This window comes from Billgrantia endophytica (assembly GCF_002879615.1).
GTDB lineage: Bacteria > Pseudomonadota > Gammaproteobacteria > Pseudomonadales > Halomonadaceae > Halomonas > Halomonas endophytica.
On sequence record NZ_PNRF01000019.1, the window covers coordinates 63,060 to 80,180 of the forward strand.

General features: G+C 64.4%; 13 protein-coding genes. 8 read left to right on the forward strand and 5 right to left on the reverse strand.

What is annotated here, in order from left to right; all coding sequences use genetic code 11:
• Positions 1–140 precede the first annotated feature (140 nt).
• Positions 141–2,600, reverse strand: a complete 2,460-nt coding sequence (locus C1H69_RS09700; protein WP_102653202.1) for a DUF1266 domain-containing protein — start codon at positions 2,598–2,600, stop codon at positions 141–143.
• A 211-nt stretch (positions 2,601–2,811) separates the two neighbouring features.
• On the opposite strand from C1H69_RS09700, the gene C1H69_RS09705 reads away from it, so the two are divergent.
• The 3 genes from C1H69_RS09705 (at position 2,812) to C1H69_RS09715 (ending at position 7,094) form a co-directional block, all read left to right on the forward strand.
• Complete coding sequence (locus C1H69_RS09705) at positions 2,812–4,257, forward strand: NAD-dependent succinate-semialdehyde dehydrogenase (RefSeq protein ID WP_102653203.1); 1,446 nt, start codon at positions 2,812–2,814, stop codon at positions 4,255–4,257.
• A 32-nt stretch (positions 4,258–4,289) separates the two neighbouring features.
• Positions 4,290–5,588 (forward strand): 4-aminobutyrate--2-oxoglutarate transaminase, encoded by a 1,299-nt coding sequence (gene gabT, locus C1H69_RS09710; RefSeq protein ID WP_102653204.1) that lies wholly within the window; start codon positions 4,290–4,292, stop codon positions 5,586–5,588.
• Between the two features lie 93 nt (positions 5,589–5,681).
• On the forward strand, positions 5,682–7,094 hold the full coding sequence (locus C1H69_RS09715) for an amidase (RefSeq protein WP_102653205.1): 1,413 nt from the start codon (positions 5,682–5,684) through the stop codon (positions 7,092–7,094).
• Positions 7,095–7,174: 80 nt separating this feature from the next.
• On the opposite strand, the gene katE is transcribed toward C1H69_RS09715, so the two are convergent.
• From katE to C1H69_RS09730, 3 genes are all read right to left on the reverse strand, one after another.
• Positions 7,175–9,325 carry a catalase HPII gene (gene katE / locus C1H69_RS09720; RefSeq protein ID WP_102653206.1) on the reverse strand — a complete coding sequence of 717 codons (2,151 nt, stop codon included), beginning with the start codon at positions 9,323–9,325 and terminating at the stop codon, positions 7,175–7,177.
• A 410-nt stretch (positions 9,326–9,735) separates the two neighbouring features.
• Complete coding sequence (locus C1H69_RS09725; protein ID WP_102653207.1) at positions 9,736–9,978, reverse strand: GlsB/YeaQ/YmgE family stress response membrane protein; 243 nt, start codon at positions 9,976–9,978, stop codon at positions 9,736–9,738.
• 82 nt (positions 9,979–10,060) lie between these two features.
• Positions 10,061–10,615, reverse strand: coding sequence for a DUF924 family protein (locus C1H69_RS09730; RefSeq protein ID WP_205738448.1), 555 nt, complete (start codon positions 10,613–10,615; stop codon positions 10,061–10,063).
• 145 nt (positions 10,616–10,760) lie between these two features.
• On the opposite strand from C1H69_RS09730, the gene C1H69_RS09735 reads away from it, so the two are divergent.
• The 5 genes from C1H69_RS09735 to C1H69_RS09755 all read left to right on the forward strand — a co-directional run bounded on the left by C1H69_RS09735 (position 10,761) and on the right by C1H69_RS09755 (position 16,151).
• Positions 10,761–10,949 (forward strand): hypothetical protein, encoded by a 189-nt coding sequence (locus tag C1H69_RS09735; RefSeq protein WP_102653208.1) that lies wholly within the window; start codon positions 10,761–10,763, stop codon positions 10,947–10,949.
• 87 nt (positions 10,950–11,036) lie between these two features.
• Positions 11,037–12,428 (forward strand): YcjX family GTP-binding protein, encoded by a 1,392-nt coding sequence (locus tag C1H69_RS09740; RefSeq protein WP_102653209.1) that lies wholly within the window; start codon positions 11,037–11,039, stop codon positions 12,426–12,428.
• Positions 12,425–13,498 carry a YcjF family protein gene (locus tag C1H69_RS09745; protein ID WP_102653210.1) on the forward strand — a complete coding sequence of 358 codons (1,074 nt, stop codon included), beginning with the start codon at positions 12,425–12,427 and terminating at the stop codon, positions 13,496–13,498. Before C1H69_RS09740 ends, C1H69_RS09745 begins: the two co-directional genes overlap by 4 nt.
• A 107-nt stretch (positions 13,499–13,605) precedes the next feature.
• Positions 13,606–14,046 (forward strand): universal stress protein, encoded by a 441-nt coding sequence (locus C1H69_RS09750; RefSeq protein ID WP_102653211.1) that lies wholly within the window; start codon positions 13,606–13,608, stop codon positions 14,044–14,046.
• A gap of 164 nt (positions 14,047–14,210) precedes the next feature.
• On the forward strand, positions 14,211–16,151 hold the full coding sequence (locus C1H69_RS09755) for an exoribonuclease II (RefSeq protein WP_102653212.1): 1,941 nt from the start codon (positions 14,211–14,213) through the stop codon (positions 16,149–16,151).
• Between the two features lie 87 nt (positions 16,152–16,238).
• Here the strand turns inward: C1H69_RS09755 and C1H69_RS09760 are convergent, their stop codons facing one another.
• Positions 16,239–17,120, reverse strand: coding sequence for an urea carboxylase-associated family protein (locus C1H69_RS09760; protein WP_102653213.1), 882 nt, complete (start codon positions 17,118–17,120; stop codon positions 16,239–16,241).
• Position 17,121 lies beyond the last annotated feature (1 nt).

Sequence of the window (17,121 nt, forward strand, 5' to 3'; positions counted from 1 at the left end):
GAAAATTGCCCGTACCACTGCCAAAACGGCCTATCGGCGGCTCTCTTGTCTGGTGAACGCCCCATGGAAAGGAGGGGCAGTGGGTTAAAACCGATTGACTATAATCCACATTTTCCTGGCTGGCGAGTCCAAGGCGAAATCTAATGCAGGGTCCGGGTGTCTCCCGGCAGGGTATCGATGTGCATGGGCGCCCAGTGCCGTGGGCGAGCACCTGGAAAGTCGAGGCTCGCCCATGGACCCGCCAGGGGCGGTGCGCCCGACAGCCAGGCCACCAGCGCCTGGCGGAAACCGGCCAGGAAACCGTCCCGCTCGGGTGTATCCCCCATGAAGAACGAAAAGCCGGCATACAGGCCCTGCGCATACGCTTCCCAACCGCCATAGTGCGCTGCGGCCAAGGAATGGGCCCGTTCCAGGATGGCACTGAAGGCGCCCGCATCAAGCCACCCCAGCTGTCGCCCTGCAATGGCCAGGTCAACGACCTGAGCCAGGTCCCAGGCGGTCAAGTCCAGTTCGTTGCAGCCATCCTCGTTGTCGCGAACCCGCTGGAGCCTGAGCAGGTGGTTGCGATCCTCTTCGCTGCAGTCACCCGACTCCAGCATGGCAATCTCGGAAGCCAGCCGCTGCGCATTCAGGGTATAGGGCGCGTAGTTGATCTGGTATTCCTGGCGGTCCCCCGCCTCGAGCAGGAAGTCGAGAAATTCGGTCAGCTCCGCCCGGCCGTGCAGGCTGTAGTGTCCGTCAACCCACTCCCGGATCGAGGCGGCCTCTCGTTCACTCTCCACATGGGGTTCGCTCCAGGCCGCGCTATTGAGCGGCCCGACCAATGCCATGGCGGTGAATCGCGACAGCGTGGGGCGCGGCCCGGGCTCGTTCCATTGGACGGCATGCCAGTCCAGCCAATGGAATGGGCTGCCCGGATCCTCGAGATGCCAGCGGATCTCGGCAACCAGCGGCGGCTGCTCTCCCTCGGGCAACAACGCCTCCCAGTGCGCCCAGGCATCGAGCAGCCGCCTCGCATCGGGATAGAAACGGCACAGGGCACCGCGCAGCGCTTCAGCGAGATCATCGAGTTCAGCCGCCTCGAATCCTTCGCTATCCATGGCCATCTGCAGGTAGAACGCGTACTTCTCGGCCATATGGATGGTGGCGGCATAGCGGCTGCCCTGCCGCAGCGCCTTCAGACTGGCCAAGTCGGCCGTTTCCGGGCGCCCGAAGGGAGTCTCGGCCCGAGGCAATGCATCATGTGCCGCATCGGCCGCCAACTGGTTGAGATGATGGGCCTGTGCCGGCAACCAGTAACGGGCAAGGGCTCCCGCCCCCTCGTCGGGATGCAGGCCCAGGGTCTCATCCAGATAGCGCAGGGCATCGTGACGCCGCTCGGCGGACACTGCCGTCATCGGCCCCTGGCGGGTACCGAGTTCCGGCTCTCGCACCGAGGCCAGTGCCAACACCCAGTGCCGGGCCGGGCGGCGCCAGGCGGCGATTGCCTGACGAGAGGCATCGCGCTCTTCATGACCCAGCAACTCCTGAAGCGCCCCTTTCCAGGGGCTCACCGACGACTGCAGGAGCAGCTGCCAGTCGGCTTTCACCTCGTCGAGCCGATCACGACCCTCGAACAGGCTGCGACCCCGCTGATAAGCGCGAACCAGCGCTGACCAGTCGCTGTAACGTCGCTGGATCAGATCGGCCCCATGAGTGGCAAAGTCCCGCGCTTCCACGTCGTCGAGCCAGCCCACACAGGCGCCCGCCCAGGCCAGGTCGATCAACCTCAGCCAGTCCCATGCTGCCCACTCCAGAGGCTCCCCCTTCTCGAGAAAGGCCAACATGACCTGGCCATAACCCCGCTCGGTGCCGGCCAGCCCCTCTTGCCACTCCCGATGAGCCGCTGAGTCCTCAGACAACAAGCGGAAGGCATCGAGATCCCAGCCTTGGCGATCCCCCTGCCCCGCCAGCCACAGCAGGCTCTGGATCAACTCCTCACGGCTCCCGATCTGCCAGAACTCGTGCAACCAGCGCCCGGCATCGAGCCAGTCACCAGGCACGGCAGGCACAGCCAGCACCGGGGCGAAGGCGGCCCGCAGCCGCCAGGCTCGCTCGCCCGGCTCATTGGGCCACAGTGTCAGATCCTTGCGCTGCCGGGCGACCCATTCGGCAATGAAGTCCCAGGCAATGCCCTCTCCGTCATGCTCAAGTATCGAGAGCGCCTCGCAGGCCTCCCAGAACCCATCGTCACCGCGCACCCAGCCTTCGACACCACGTGCCTGCCGCAAGGCTTCCAGCCAGGCATCAAGGTTGGCGTAGTCGCGGGTGATCTCATCGGCCAGCCGCAGAACCCAGTCACGGACCCTTGGCTCGGGCAGCCAGCCGGCGGCGCCCGCCAGCGCCACGAGCTCGAGCGCTGACAGCAACGCTGCCGGCTCGGGAGTCTTGATACCGAATGCCTCGATCAGCCGCCAGCCGAGTTCGCCACGCTCGGCGATCCCCAGGGCCGCCAGCCTGGAAACTGCCGCATCGGCCTCAACCGCGATGGGTTCAGGTTCGAAGGCCCAATCACAGAGCACCAGCTGTTGCGCCCACCAGGCGTTCAGGGGATCGACCAAGGCTCACCTCGATGTTCAGCCACGACGGAAATGGTACAGACCAGCCATACCAATTGAAATCGGCGCCTAGTGTAGCGGAAAGCGCAGCGCACGCCGATGGTAGCAGGACCGAAAAAAGCGCTACGGAACATCCGATTTTTCTGAATGCTTGGCGCATCGTTTTAAATAATGCACACTCAGCTGACAAGATAATCAACACCCTGGAGCCCCTATGCCTCTCCTCCCCGAATCCATCATCGACAAAGCCTTCATTGCCGGCCAGTGGCGCGGCGCTGAACGTCGCTTTGCCGTGACCAACCCCGCCACTGGCGAGGTACTCGCCGAAGTGCCCGACCTCGATGCCGATGACGCCCGCGACGCCGTGGCCGCTGCCGATACCGCCTGGCCAACCTGGCGCAGGCAGACCGCCAAGCAGCGAGCGTCCTTGCTGCGGCGATGGTTCGAGTCGATCATGGCGAATCAGGAGGCCCTTGCCCGGTTGATGACGCTGGAGCAGGGCAAGCCACTGGGCGAGTCCCGTGGTGAAGTCGCTTATGGCGCTTCCTTCGTGGAGTACTACGCCGAGGAAGCCAAGCGCATGGCCGGCGAGACCCTGCCCAGCCACGGCGCCGACAAGCGCATCCTGGTCTTCCGGGAGCCCATTGGCGTGGTGGCGGCCATCACGCCATGGAATTTCCCGCTGGCGATGATCACCCGCAAGTGCGCCCCGGCGCTGGCTGCCGGCTGCCCGGTGGTCATCAAACCGGCCGAGGCCACTCCGCTCACCGCTCTCGCTCTCGCCTGGCTGGCCGAGGATGCCGGCTTCCCGGCCGGGGTATTGAACGTGGTAACCGCCAGCCGCCCCGCCGAGATCGGCCAGGTGCTGACGACCGACCCCCGCGTACGCAAGGTTTCCTTCACCGGTTCCACCCCAGTCGGCAAGCGGCTACTGGCGCAGTGTGCCGGCACTGTCAAGAAAGCCTCCATGGAACTCGGCGGCAACGCTCCCTTCATCGTCTTCGACGATGCCGACCTGGACGCCGCCGTGGAAGGCGCCATTGCCTCCAAGTACCGCAACTCCGGCCAGACCTGTGTCTGCACCAACCGCCTGCTGGTGCAAGCCGGGGTCTACGACGCATTCCTCGACAAGCTGGCCTCCCGGGTAACGCAGATGAAGGTCGGCAATGGTCTTGAGGATGGCGTGGTGCAAGGGCCCCTGATCAACCGGGCCGCGGTGGATAAGGTCCAGGCCCATATCGACGATGCCCTGGCTCATGGAGGGCGCCTGGTGTGTGGCGGCAAGCCCCACGCCCTGGGAGGTACCTTCTTCGAGCCCACGGTGATTGCCGGTGTGACATCACGGATGCGTGTGGCCACGGAGGAGACGTTTGGTCCGCTGGCGCCGGTGTTCCGCTTCGACAGCGATGAACAGGCGATCGAGATGGCCAACGCCACCGAATTCGGCCTGGCCGCCTATTTCTACGCCCGGGATTATCGGCGTATCTGGCGTGTCATGGAGGGGCTGGAATATGGCATGGTGGCGGTGAACGAGGGGATCCTTTCCACCGAGCTGGCTCCCTTCGGCGGCGTCAAGGAGTCGGGGCTGGGCCGAGAAGGATCGCACCACGGCCTGGATGAATTCACTGAACTAAAATATGTCTGTGTCGGCGGCCTTTGATCGCCCGCATGTCTTCCATGGAGGTAGGTTTGATGAACAACGCACAGCTCAATGAACTCAAGCAGCGCTATGTGGCCAAAGGCGCGGCAAGCCCCGCCACTCATTTTGCCGATCACGCCAGGAACGCGGAAATCTGGGATGCCGACGGCAAGCGCTTCATCGATTTCGCCGGTGGCATCGGCGTACTCAACATCGGACATTGCCACCCCAAGGTGGTGGAAGCGGTCAAGGCACAGCTCGACAAGGTCATGCATACCTGCCAGACGGTCATGCCCTATGAAGGCTACGTGAAGGTGGCGGAGAAACTGAGCCAGATCGCCCCGGTTCGCGGTCACGCCAAGGTCATGCTGGCCAACTCCGGTGCCGAGGCCCTGGAAAATGCGGTAAAGGTGGCTCGTGCCGCCACCGGCAAGACCAACGTGATCTGCTTCGATGGCGGCTACCATGGCCGCACCTTCATGACCATGGCGATGAACGGCAAGGTCAATCCTTACCAGGCCGACTTCGGCCCCATGCCGGGGACGGTCTTCCGCGCGCCCTATCCGGTCCCCTACCACGGCGTCAGCGAAGACGAGGCCCTTCGTGGCCTGAAGATGGCGCTGAGAACGGATGCCAACCCCAAGGATACCGCCGCGATCATTCTCGAGCCGGTGCTTGGCGAGGGCGGCTTCTACCCGGCCCCGGCAACTTTCCTGAAGGCGATTCGCGAGATCTGCGACGAACACGGCATGCTGATGATCGTCGACGAGGTGCAGAGCGGCTTCGGACGAACCGGAAAGATGTTCGCGATCGAGCATAGCGGCGTGGAGCCGGACATCATGACCATGGCCAAGAGCATGGCGGACGGCATGCCGATCTCCGCCGTGGTCGGCACCGACAAGCACATGGACGCTTCCGGCGGCAATTCGCTGGGCGGCACCTACACCGGCAGCCCCGTCTCCTGTGCGGCGACCTTGGCGGTACTCGAGGTGTTCGAGCAGGAAGGCATACTCGAGAAGAGCCAGGCGCTGGGCGACAAGCTCGCCAAGCGCTTCTCCAGCTGGCAACAACAGTTCGACTGCATCGACAACAGTCGCAACATGGGTGCCATGGCGGCCTTCGATGTGGTGTCGGACAAGGCCAACCATACCCCGGATGCGGAGCTGGCCGGCGCGCTGTGCAAGAAGGCTCGCGAGAAGGGGCTGGTTCTGCTCTCCTGCGGCATGTACGGCAATACCATCCGCTTCCTGATGCCCGTCACCATCGAAGATAGCGTACTCGAGGAGGGCTTCGGCATCATCGAGGAGTGTCTCAAGGAACTGGTCGGCCACAAGGCTGGCGCCACCGCCTGAGCCTGACCGCATCAAACGGATACCGAGACGACGACCGCCTGGCTGGAAACAGCCGGGCCGGCCACCCCGCTTCAGCCACACAAGGAGAGTGACGTGAGCGATACTGATCTGGGAACGATGGATGCCGGGCAGCTCGTTGAACACTTTCGCTCCAGGCAGGCATCTCCACTGGAGGCCAGCCGTGCCGCATTGGAGCGCATCGACCGGTTCAATGACACGGTCAACGCCTTCACCCATGTCGACCATGAAGGGGCGGAGAAGGCCGCTCTAGCCTCGGCCCGACGCTGGGGTCAAGGCAAACCACTGAGCGACATCGACGGCGTGCCGGTCTCCTTGAAGGACCTGACCGAAGTGGGGGGCATGCCCGCGCGCAAGGGCTCGCGGCTCGAGTCGGACACGAACATCGAACGGGACGCCCCCCTGGCGCAGATGCTGCGAGAGGCCGGCGCCGTGCTGCTGGGCAAGACCAATACCCCGGAATATGGCTGGAAAGCCTTGACCGACAACAGGGTATTCGGGACGACCTACAACCCCTGGGACACGCGCCTGACACCGGGAGGCTCCTCCGGCGGCGCCGCTGTCGCCGCCGCCCTCAACATGGGGGTGCTGCATCAGGGAGGCGACTCAGGTGGCTCCATTCGTATTCCGGCCGCCTTTACCGGCACCTTCGGCTTCAAGCCCTCCTTCGGCTGGGTACCCCAGTGGCCCCCGTCGACGGAACCCACCCTCTCCCATATTGGCCCCATGACACGCAATGTCCGCGATGCGGTGCGCATGCTCAACGTGATCGGTCGCTACGACTATCGCGATCCCTACATGACCCATGGCATGCCGAAGGACTGGGGGGAGGAGATGGACCTGGGCCTGCGTGGCCTGCGTATCGCCTACTCCGAGGACCTGGGCTATGCCACCGTGGACAAGCAGATCGCAAGGCGAGTTCGCCAGGCCGCGGAGCGCCTGGCAGCGCTGGGCGCGGAAATCGTGGAAATACATCCTGGTTTCGAATCGCCCATCAAGACCTTCCAGACGCTATGGTTCACCGCCTCCCTGGAGGTATGGGACCGGTGCAGCGACAGCGAGCGCCAGCGACTCGATCCCGGCATGGTGGCAACGGCGCGCCGGGCCCAGGAATTCACCGCACTCGATCTTTTCCGCGCCCTGAAGGAACGTGCACGACTGACCGAGCGGCTCGAACATTTCAATCAGAAATACCACCTGCTGATGACACCAACGGTGCCGATCGAACCCTTCGAGGCCAATCATGACGTACCGCCAGGAAGCAATATGCGCGATTGGGAGGAGTGGGCACCCTTCTCCTACCCTTTCAATCTCAGTCAACAGCCTGCCGCATCGGTGCCTTGCGGTTTCACCGATGCCGGCCTGCCGGTCGGGTTTCAGCTCGCTGGCGGCAAGTACGATGACGCACGGGTACTGCGGGTCAGCCACGCCTACATGGAAGCCTATCCGCCACGATTCCCCGCCATGCCGAACCCCACCCAGCATTGAGGTGGCCAGCTTGAACGAGAGGCGCCCCATGGGCCAGGAAAGCCCGTGGGGCGCTTCTCGCTGACTGGCTTTCCCGGCGATCAAGCGGGCATGTCGTTGGCCTTGGCATCACGCGACCAGACCCGATGTTGCCCCATGGCGTCACGGAAGGGCGTGAAGATATCATCCACCGAGCTGCCCACCACGATGCCGTCCTCTGCCGTGGGGACATTGGCGGCAATCAGCAGGCCCTTTCCCTCGGCGATAGCGGCGATGGCCTTGAGGTGCTTATAAGCCTCCTGTACGTAGTATAGCCCCAGGCCGGACCGGGAGAGCGCCGTGGCACTGTCGTCGCCGCCGGCGACGATCACCGCATCCACGGCCACCGACGGCATGCCGTTGAGCATGGCGTCGGGCACCACCATCTGTCCGTTCGTGGCCTTGACCGGTGCCATGCTGGGTGCGATGACCAGTCCTTCGGCGCCTTCCGCCTCAAGCCTGGCCTTGGCCGCTTCAACCTGGTCGGCATCGACGCCATCCGCCACCAGGATGGCGACCTTGCGGTACTTGATATTGTCCGGCAGGCGTGCCATCAGGCTCAGCGCAGGCGACTCCTTGAGTGAGCTGCTGCCCAACTGTTCAGGCGGAGCGGGCTTGGTGGACGGTGTCTCGACACCGTGCATCTCGCCCACCCGGCGCGCCAGCTCCAGATCGATGTTGGGCAGGATCTCCTGGATCACCCGCTCGCGAATCCAGGGGCGCTGGACCTTGGACAGCTCGAAGGCGTAGGCGGCGATGATGTGCTCCTTTTCCACGTCGGTCTGGCTGTTCCAGAACAGCGTGGCCTGGGAATAGTGATCGCCGAACGACTCGCTGCGGGCGCGGATCTTGTTGGCGTCGATTCGCTCGTGATAGCTCTCGAACCCACCATTCTCGGGCGCCGGCGGGGTTTCGGTCGGCCAGCCACCATCGATCGAGTTCGGCTCGTAGGACGCCTGCCCCTTGTTGATCGTCTGGCGATGCATCGAGTCGCGCTGGTTGTTGTGGAAAGGGCACACCGGCTGGTTGATGGGAATCTCGTGGAAATTCGGCCCACCGAGACGCAGCATCTGGGTATCGAGGTAGGAGAACAACCGCCCCTGCAGCAGCGGATCGTTGCTGAAGTCGATGCCAGGCACCACGTGGGCGGGGTTGAACGCCACCTGTTCGGTCTCGGCAAAGAAGTTGTCCGGGTTGCGGTTGAGCACCATCTTGCCGATCAGCGTGACCGGCACCTGCTCTTCGGGAATGATCTTGGTGGGATCGAGGATATCGAAGTCGAACTTGTGCTCGTCCTCCTCCTCCACCACCTGGATACCCAGCTCGTACTCGAGGTAATCGCCATTCTCGATGTCCTCCCACATCATGCGGCGATTGAAGTCGGGATCGCGCCCCCACAGCTTCTGCGCCTCATCCCAGATCAGCGAGCAGGTCCCGGCCAGCGGCTTCCAGTGGAACTTGACGAAGCGCGACTTGCCCTGCTTGTCGATCATGCGAAAGGTGTGTACACCGAAACCCTCCATGTTGCGGTAATGCCGCGGGAAGCCCCGATCCGACATGGTCCAAAGCACCATGTGGGTGGACTCCGGCATCAGTGAAACGAAGTCCCAGAAGGTGTCATGGGCTGACTGGCCCTGGGGTATCTCGTTGTGCGGCTCGGGCTTCACAGCGTGCACGAAGTCGGGAAACTTGATCGCATCCTGGATGAAGAAGACCGGCATGTCGTTGCCGACCAGATCCCAGACCCCCTCGTCGGTATAGAACTTGGTGGCGAAGCCGCGTACGTCACGAACGGTGTCGTTGGAACCGCGCGCGCCCTGTACGGTGGAAAAGCGTACGAAGACCGGGGTCTTCTTGCCCGAGTCCTGGAACAGCCCGGCCTTGGAATACTGGGCGGCATCGTCGTAGGGCTGGAAGTAGCCGTGGGCCGCCGCACCACGAGCATGCACGATACGCTCGGGTATGCGCTCGTTATCGAAGTGATTGAGTTTTTCGCGGAAGACGAAATCTTCCAGCAGCGTGGGGCCCCGTTCGCCCGCCTTCAGCGAATTATGGTTGTCGGCGATCCGCGTGCCATGATTGGTACGCAGGTCGTGTCCCGTGGCATCGCTACGGTAGCCTTCCAGGTTTTCCGACTTGCTCTGCTCGGTGGTCTTGAACTCCGTGTCGTTGGCCTCGCCGCTGTTGGGTTCCGTATGGGGATTGTTCGCCATATTCTAAGCACTCCTTGTCGGTGATGTCGCTCAACCCTTCCTTGCGTATTCCGCACCATCCAGGCCATGTCGACTTCCTGTGAGCCTGGTACCGACGATGCCATGTGGTGCGGAATCACTGTCTCACTTGACAAGGTAGTCGCCCCCATGGAGATGGCCTAATCGAGAGGGACTATGACGCTGAAAGTTTTTCGCTTCATATCCTATCCCTCCCTCGACTCCCCCGGCGCATCGCCGGTACACCAGTGAGCCGAGCGCACAGGGCGCGAACGGAAACCAAAAAGGCCCGAGCCCTGTGCAGTACAGAACTCGGGCCATGGCCACCGGCTGAAAGAGCCAACCGGCCAACAATTGGGTCAGTTCACGATGACCCGAGCCGTTCGTGTTCCCATCAGGGGCGCTTGCTCAGGCTACGCCTGCCTGACTTTCGAGATGATCCACAACAGCAACACGGCCCCCACGGTCGCAGTCACCAGCGAGCCGATGAAACCGCCGGCCTGCAACCCCAGCAGGCTGAACAGGAAACCGCCGATCACCGCGCCCACGATTCCCACGCCGATATTGGCCAGAATGCCAAAGCCACCGCCACGCATGATGTTGCCGGCGATCCAGCCAGCGAGACCACCGATGATCAGCCAAGCGATCAATCCCATATCGTCTCTCCTTGCCTTATGGTCGATTTCGATGTGTTCGGGTCCCATGGTGCCTCAGCACGGCGCTTTGGGAAAGCGTAGTTCAGAACGACGAACCGGGCTCCTGAAGGAAGTCCAGCTCGGCGGGCGTCGATTCGCGCCCCAGGATGGCGTTGCGGTGGGGGTAGCGGCCGAAGCGCAGGAGAATGTCGCGGTGCCGATGTTCGAAGTCCAGGTTGTCTTCCAGGCCAGGCTGGTCGAACAGGCGCAAGGCTTCGTCGTGAATCTTGAGCGACTCGCTGTGCATATAAGGCATGTACAGGAACACACGCCAGTTCACGGCCAGCTCCTGATCCAGGCCCCGGGATACGGCCTCCTGGGCCAGCACCAGTGCCATGGGATCCTGGGCAAAGGCCTCCGGCATGTCGCGGAACAGGTTGCGGGAGAACTGATCCAGTATCACGACTTCAGCCAGGCGCCCCACTGCCGACCCGCGCCATGGCCATAGCTCACCCAGGGCCGCCGACCGATGAAGGCCGAAGAAGCGCTGGCCGATCCGCGCATCCAGCTCCAGGTCCTTTTGGAACCACTGCACGGGGGTCAGCTCCTGAAACCAAAAGGCAATCACCTGCTCGGCGGTGGGAGGTATGTCGGACATGTCAGATTCTCCAGGCTGGAGTCGCTCGCAATCGGAAGTGCCGGAGCGTGCCGCTCGGTCAGGCTTCAACATCCTGATAACATGACATTAGCAGCCATTGCCCGATTCCCCCAGCACTCAGAGTCACCCGACCCCAGGAGCCAGCATGTCCCCTCAGGAACTGATCGAAATGTCCACCTTCGCTTTCAACCTGATAGGGCTGGTCATCTGCCTCATTGGCCTGACCCTGGTCCAGCGCATGACGCAGCGCTGGCCGGGCTACGCCCTCGCCGTCGCCGGTTTCCTCATCGCCGCCCTGCCATTGTTCTACAAGATGCTGGCCACGGCGCCATGATGCCCTATTGAGCTGACAACACCTTGCCAGACGCGGCCAACGCCCTCACATTAGCGGCTGAGCTTGCTGCGAAGGGAATTCTCACTGATGCGCCAGCCTTTGGCACGGGAACTGACCAACCTGATCGAACGCGGTCGCGACCGCCAGCTCCGCCTGGCGGTCACCGGCCTGTCGCGCGCCGGCAAGACCGCCTTTCTCACCTCGCTGGTCAACCAGCTTCGCCATGCGGGCCTCGAGGCCCGCCTGGACCTGATGCCGGCCGCCCGCGAAGGCCGTCTTCTGGGCGCCCGCCGGGTCAGCCAATCGAACCTCGGCGTGCCGCGCTTCCCCTACGACCAGGCCATGGCGGCGCTCGATGCCGTTCCACCCTCCTGGCCCGAACCCACCCGCGGCATCAGCGAGCTGCGCCTGTCGATCCGCTACCGGCCGGCCCGACGCGGCCTGCTGCGGGGCGAAACCGCCGAGCTCAACCTGGACCTGTTCGACTACCCCGGCGAGTGGCTGCTGGACCTGCCGCTCCTGGGTCACGACTACCGCAGCTGGAGCCGGGCAATGCTGGCCAGCGCCGGCGAACAGCGCCGTGCCCTGCTCGGCGAATGGGAGAGAGTGGCGGCGGCACTCGACCCCGCCGCCGAGGCCAACGAGGCCGAACTGGCCGACATCGCCAACCTCTATGCGCGTAGCCTGCAGGCCGCCCGGGAAGCCGGGTTCGCCAATCTGCAGCCGGGTCGATTCCTGTTGCCCGGCGATCTGGATGGCGCACCGGTACTGCAGTTCTTCCCACTGCCGGCCCTCGGAAACGTCGAGCCCGCCAACCTGGCAAAACTGGCCAAGAATAGCGTCTACACCACTCTGGCCACCCGCTTCCGCCACTATCAGCAGCATATCGTGCGCCCCTTCTACCGCGACCATTTCCGCCGCTTCGACCGGCAGATCGTGCTGGTGGACGTACTCGGTGCCCTGAATGCCGGACCGGAGCGCTTCGACGACCTCTCCCAGGCGCTCTCCACGCTGATGCAGAGCTTCGACTATGGCAAGCGCAGCCTGCTGTCACGCCTGTTCGCCCCACGCATCGACCGCCTGGCGATCGCCGCCACCAAGGCTGACCATGTCACCCCGGAGCAACACGGCAACCTCACCGCCTTGCTGGAAGCGTTACTCGCCGAGCCCCTGAAGGACCTGCGCTATGCGAACGTGCCGGTCAAGGCGCTGTCGTTGGCGGCGATACGCGCTACCGAAACCCATGAAGTGGTTCACCAGAAGCAGCGCTCCCCTGCACTGCGCGGTACGACGCTTGAAGGCGAGGAAGTGTTGGTATTTCCTGGTGAAGTCCCCGCTCAACTGCCAGGAATCGAGTTCTGGGCTCGCCAAGGGTTCGATTTCCGTGCCTTCCGCCCCGCTCCGCGGGAAGGGGGCGCCCTACCTCATATTCGATTGGACGCAGCCCTTGACTGGCTGATCGGAGACAAGCTGCGATGAGTGATCCACGCCACGGCAACCATTCCCCCGGGGAGCCTCGCCCCGTCGACCCGCGCCCCGGACGCCAGTTCACCCTGGATGAGCCCGCCCGGACGCCGACGACCGACACCCCGCGTCCACGGCAAGACTTTGCCTCCGAGCTGCCGACACGACCCCTGGAAGAACCCGCCGAGGGCCCCGCCGAGCAGGCGCTGGCGGTCAGTCTCGGCCGGCCTCGGAAGCGCCGCTGGGGACTGCTGACACTGCTGGGCGGCGGCCTGACGCTGGGCACGGTGGAGTTCGCCCAGCACCTGCCCGCGGCGCTGACCGGCGGCGATTGGCTCAGCGGCGGCTGGGCTCTGCTTGGGCTGGGTGCGATCGCCCTGGGCGCCGGTGCCCTGCTGCGTGAAGCCTGGCGACTGCGCCGCCTGCGTCGGCATGACACGCTGCGTGCGCGGCTGGGCACGTTGCAGGAAGTCGGTACCGACGAGGCCATGGGCCTGGCCAGACGACTCAAGACGCAATTGAAGCTCGACGACGACCATCCCCACTGGCAGGCCTTCCTGGCCGCCCACCAGACGCATCACAGTGGAGCCGATGTGCGTCAGCTACTGGCCTACCATCTACTGGCGCCCCGCGACCGGGAAGCGCGACGCATGATCTCGCGGATGTCCGGTGAGACCGCCATCATGGTGGCAGTCAGTCCGTTGACCCTGGTGGACATGGCACTGGTGGCCTGGCGCAACCTGGCGATGATCGATCGGATATGCCGCCTCTACGGCCTGGAGCTGGGCTACGCCAGTCGCCTGCGCCTGCTCAGGAGCGTGCTTTACAACATGGCCTTCGCCGGGGCGACCGAAATGGCCAGCGAAGCCGGCATGGAGATTCTCTCGCTGAACCTGGCCGGACGGCTCTCGACCCGTGCGGGACAGGGCATGGGGGTGGGCCTGCTCAGCGCCCGGCTCGGCCTGCGAACCCAGCGACTGACCCGGCCAATCGGCTTCGATAGCGGCGAGGCACCGCGCATGGCCGACCTGCGTAGCGAACTCTGGCAACAGCTGCGTCGACTGGAAGTGAAGAAAGTAGAGTGACCTTCGGGGACGGAAGGATTCTTGACCCCGGTCATGACAGTGGCGCCACGAGACGCTAGTCTCTAACATTAAGGATTCGCCCTCACCCGCCCAGAAGGAAAACAGCCATGTTCAACACCATCCTGGTTCCCGTCGATGGCTCCGAAGGCGCCAAGAAAGCCCTTTCCGTTGCCTGCCTGCTGGCCAACCAGGCCGATGCCACTCTGCATATCCTCCATATCCCGGAAGAACTCTCCCATGAGACGACGCTGGTATGGGGCATCGGGGCCATCGCTATCGAGGCCTCCCGCTCCGAGCGCGAGGGGATTGGCCAGCAGGTGGTGGAAAAGGCCGCCGAAGCCGCTCGCGAGCAGGGTATCACCAAGATCGAAACCATCATTGGCCACGGAGACCCTGCCCGCACCATCGTCAGCGAGGCAAAGAAACGCGGGGTGGAAGCCATTGTCCTGGGTAGCCGCGGGCTCAGCGACCTGAAAGGCTTCGTGGTCGGCAGCGTTTCCCACAAGGTCGGCCATGCGGCCACCTGCTCGGTCATTACCGTTCGCTGAGGCGGCCTCTGGCCCGGCAGCAGTGCAGGCGTTCCCGTCATCTCCCCAGGTAGCCGTTATCGTTATCGGGGCGTGGTGATTCCGCCCGGGCCAAGTCACGACGTTTGGCGCCGGCCGCAGGAATCCGTATAGTAGCTCCCTTATCCCGCCACACGTTCGTGACCATGCTGCAGAACAACCCGCTGCTCGCCCAGCTCAAGCAACAGATCCGTGAGACCACGCCTCGTGCCGAGGGCGTGATCAAGGCCACCGACAAGGGTTTTGGCTTCCTCGAAACCGATGACGGCCAGTCCTATTTCGTGCCGCCGCCCGCCATGAAACTGGTGGTCCACGGTGATCGTGTCCAGGCCGTCATTCACGAGAATGGCGACAAGACCTCGGTCGAACCCGACACGCTGGTGGAAGCCGGCCTGACCCGCTTCATCTCCCGGGTGCAGAAGCGCGAAGGTCGTCTGGCAGTGGTCCCCGACCACCCCTCGATCAAGAACGTGCTCAAGGCCCGCATCAAGAACAGCCTCGACGAGGCGAGCATCGGTGATGGCGACTGGGTCGTGTCGCGTCTGGTCCGCCACCCGCTCAAGCCCGAAGACCGCGCCTTCTTCGCCCAGATCGACGAACTGGTTGCCAAGGCCGACGATCCGGCCGTGCCGTGGCGGGTCACCCTGGCCAGGCACGCCCTGGAGCAGGAGTGCCCTGACGCCGGCAGCGACTGGCCCTTGCTGGATGAAGGCCTGGAGCGCAAGGACCTGACCACCGAACCGTTCTTTACCATCGACAGCGAGAAGACCCGCGACATGGACGATGCCCTGCGCATCGAGCCACGACCGGAGGGCGGCTGGCGCCTGACGGTGGCAATCGCCGACCCCACTGCCTATGTGGAAGAGGGCCATGCCACCGATCTGGAGGCGCGCACCCGCGCCTTCACCGTCTACCTGCCGGGGCAGAACGTCACCATGCTGCCCGAACAGCTGGCCGACGATCTCTGCTCGCTGTGGGAGGGAAAGGAACGGCCAGTGCTGGCCTGTATCCTCGAAGTGGAAGCCGACGGCAGCCTGGGCGACTACCGTTTCTTCGCCGCCACCGCGCGCTCCCACGCCAAACTGGCCTATGACACTGTCTCCGACTGGCTAGAGGAGCAGGGCGACTGGACGCCGGCGGCGGAGATCGCCCCTCAGTTGAAGGCGCTTCGGGACATGACCGAGGCGCGCAGCGCCTGGCGCGCCGAACACGCACTGGTGTTCAAGGACCGCCCCGACTTCGTCTTCGAACTGGACCGGGCCGGCAACGTACTCAACGTTCGCACCGAGCAGCGGCGCATCGCCAACCGCATGATCGAGGAGTCGATGATCGCCGCGAACGCCTGCTGCGCCGATCTGCTCGCCGACAAGGTCGGTCACGGCATCTTCAACGTACACCGGGCCTTCGAGCCGGAGAAGGCCGAAGCCGCGCACGAGTTCCTGACCGCCCAGGAGATCGAGGTCGAGCTCGAGGCGCTTTCCGAGCTGCCCCGTTACAAGGAGCTCAAGCGCGCACTGGAGAGCCGCGACGACGCCTGGCTGGACGCCCGCCTGCGCCGTTTCCAGGGTTTCACCAGCATGTCCGCGCGTCCCGGCCCGCACTTCGGCCTGGGCCTGGCCGCCTACGCCACCTGGACCTCGCCGATCCGCAAGTATGGCGACATGGTCAACCACCGCCTGATCAAGCGGGTACTCAAGGGCGAGCAGGCGCCGGCGGAAGCCACTCTGGCACTGACCGAGCAACTGACCGAACGACGTCGTCTCAATCGCATGGCCGAGCGCGACGTCAAGGACTGGCTCTACGTGCGCTACCTGACGCCGGCCGCCAAGGCCCAGGAAGCCTTCGAGGCCGAGATCATCGCCATCAACCGTGGCGGCATGCGCGTGCGACTGACGGCCAACGGCGCCACCGCCTTCGTGCCCGCGCCGATGATCCACAGCGACCGCGACAAGGTAGCCATCGACGACAAGGAAGGCCGTATCCAGGTGGAAGGCGAAGAGCGCTACAAGCTCGGCGACGTCATTCGCGTGGAGCTGGTCGAGGCCCGCGAGGAGACCCGCTCGCTGGTGGCCCGCCCCGGCGCCTGAGCCACTCTCGCCCCGTAACGAAACCATGCCCCGGTCATCGTGACCGGGGCATGGTCGTTTGAGGTGTGGCGTGTCGGTCAGGGCGGCTCAGTCGCCACGCCTCTGCTTCTCCGCCGCCCAGTCGATGGCCGGGCCACGCAGGCCATGGCCGCCGGCATAGGGAGACGGCTCGGGTGGCCGCCAGCCTTCGAGTAGCGCTGCCTCCAGGCGGAATACCTCCACCCCGATGGGGTGACAGGTCGTCAGCGGATCGCGGGCTTCGGGGCCCCACAGGTCCACCGACAGGTCGCCCCCCGGGCAGCACGACAGCGCGCACAGCAGGTCGATCTCGGCAAACAGTTCGAGATAGTCGCCCTCCTTCGCCGGGCACGCCTTCATGAAATACCGGTCGTCGTCGTTGAGCCCGGTGCACTGGAAAACGTTGAGCACGTCGTGGACGTCGAACTCGGTCAAGCCGAACGGCGCCACGGCACGCACCAGGTTGGAATGGCAATGGTGGTCGAAGTCCTCGCCGGTGAGCAGGCGATTGACGTAGGGGTCGCAGCGGGTGCCCAGCAGGTCGTGGATACGGCCGCCCTGCTCGTCGACTCCACTGCCATCGACGCCATAGCCGGCCAGGGTATCGTCGATGATCGTCGCCATGGGTCGCAGGTAGGGCAGCGTCGACCACAGCCGGTCGAAGGTCGAGACATGAGCACGCTGCAGCTGGCGGGTGCGCGAGGCCCAGAAGCGCTCGCGGGGATTGTGCAGGTTCCAGAGATTCAAATCGCCGACCTGGGGCCCCTCCAGGGTCGAGAGGCGCAGCACATGCCCCGCCGGCACCTTCCACGCCAGTCCGTCGCGTATCGGTACGGTCAGCCGTTCGACCCGTTCGCGGGCAGCGGGGTCGGTCAGCCGGGTATAGAAATTCCGATCCACGTCGAGAATCGAGCCACGGGTCGCCTGGTAGGCGGCGGGTACCTTTGCCATG

Coding starts and splice junctions, on each gene's coding strand:
- C1H69_RS09750 (WP_102653211.1), top strand. CDS start 13,606: ATGTTCAACACCATCCTGGTTCCCGTCGATGGCTCCGAAGGCGCCAAG.
- C1H69_RS09745 (WP_102653210.1), top strand. CDS start 12,425: ATGAGTGATCCACGCCACGGCAACCATTCCCCCGGGGAGCCTCGCCCC.
- C1H69_RS09740 (WP_102653209.1), top strand. CDS start 11,037: ATGCGCCAGCCTTTGGCACGGGAACTGACCAACCTGATCGAACGCGGT.
- C1H69_RS09725 (WP_102653207.1), bottom strand. CDS start 9,978: ATGGGATTGATCGCTTGGCTGATCATCGGTGGTCTCGCTGGCTGGATC.
- C1H69_RS09730 (WP_205738448.1), bottom strand. CDS start 10,615: ATGTCCGACATACCTCCCACCGCCGAGCAGGTGATTGCCTTTTGGTTT.
- C1H69_RS09705 (WP_102653203.1), top strand. CDS start 2,812: ATGCCTCTCCTCCCCGAATCCATCATCGACAAAGCCTTCATTGCCGGC.
- C1H69_RS09760 (WP_102653213.1), bottom strand. CDS start 17,120: ATGGCAAAGGTACCCGCCGCCTACCAGGCGACCCGTGGCTCGATTCTC.
- C1H69_RS09755 (WP_102653212.1), top strand. CDS start 14,211: ATGCTGCAGAACAACCCGCTGCTCGCCCAGCTCAAGCAACAGATCCGT.
- C1H69_RS09735 (WP_102653208.1), top strand. CDS start 10,761: ATGTCCCCTCAGGAACTGATCGAAATGTCCACCTTCGCTTTCAACCTG.
- katE (WP_102653206.1), bottom strand. CDS start 9,325: ATGGCGAACAATCCCCATACGGAACCCAACAGCGGCGAGGCCAACGAC.
- gabT (WP_102653204.1), top strand. CDS start 4,290: ATGAACAACGCACAGCTCAATGAACTCAAGCAGCGCTATGTGGCCAAA.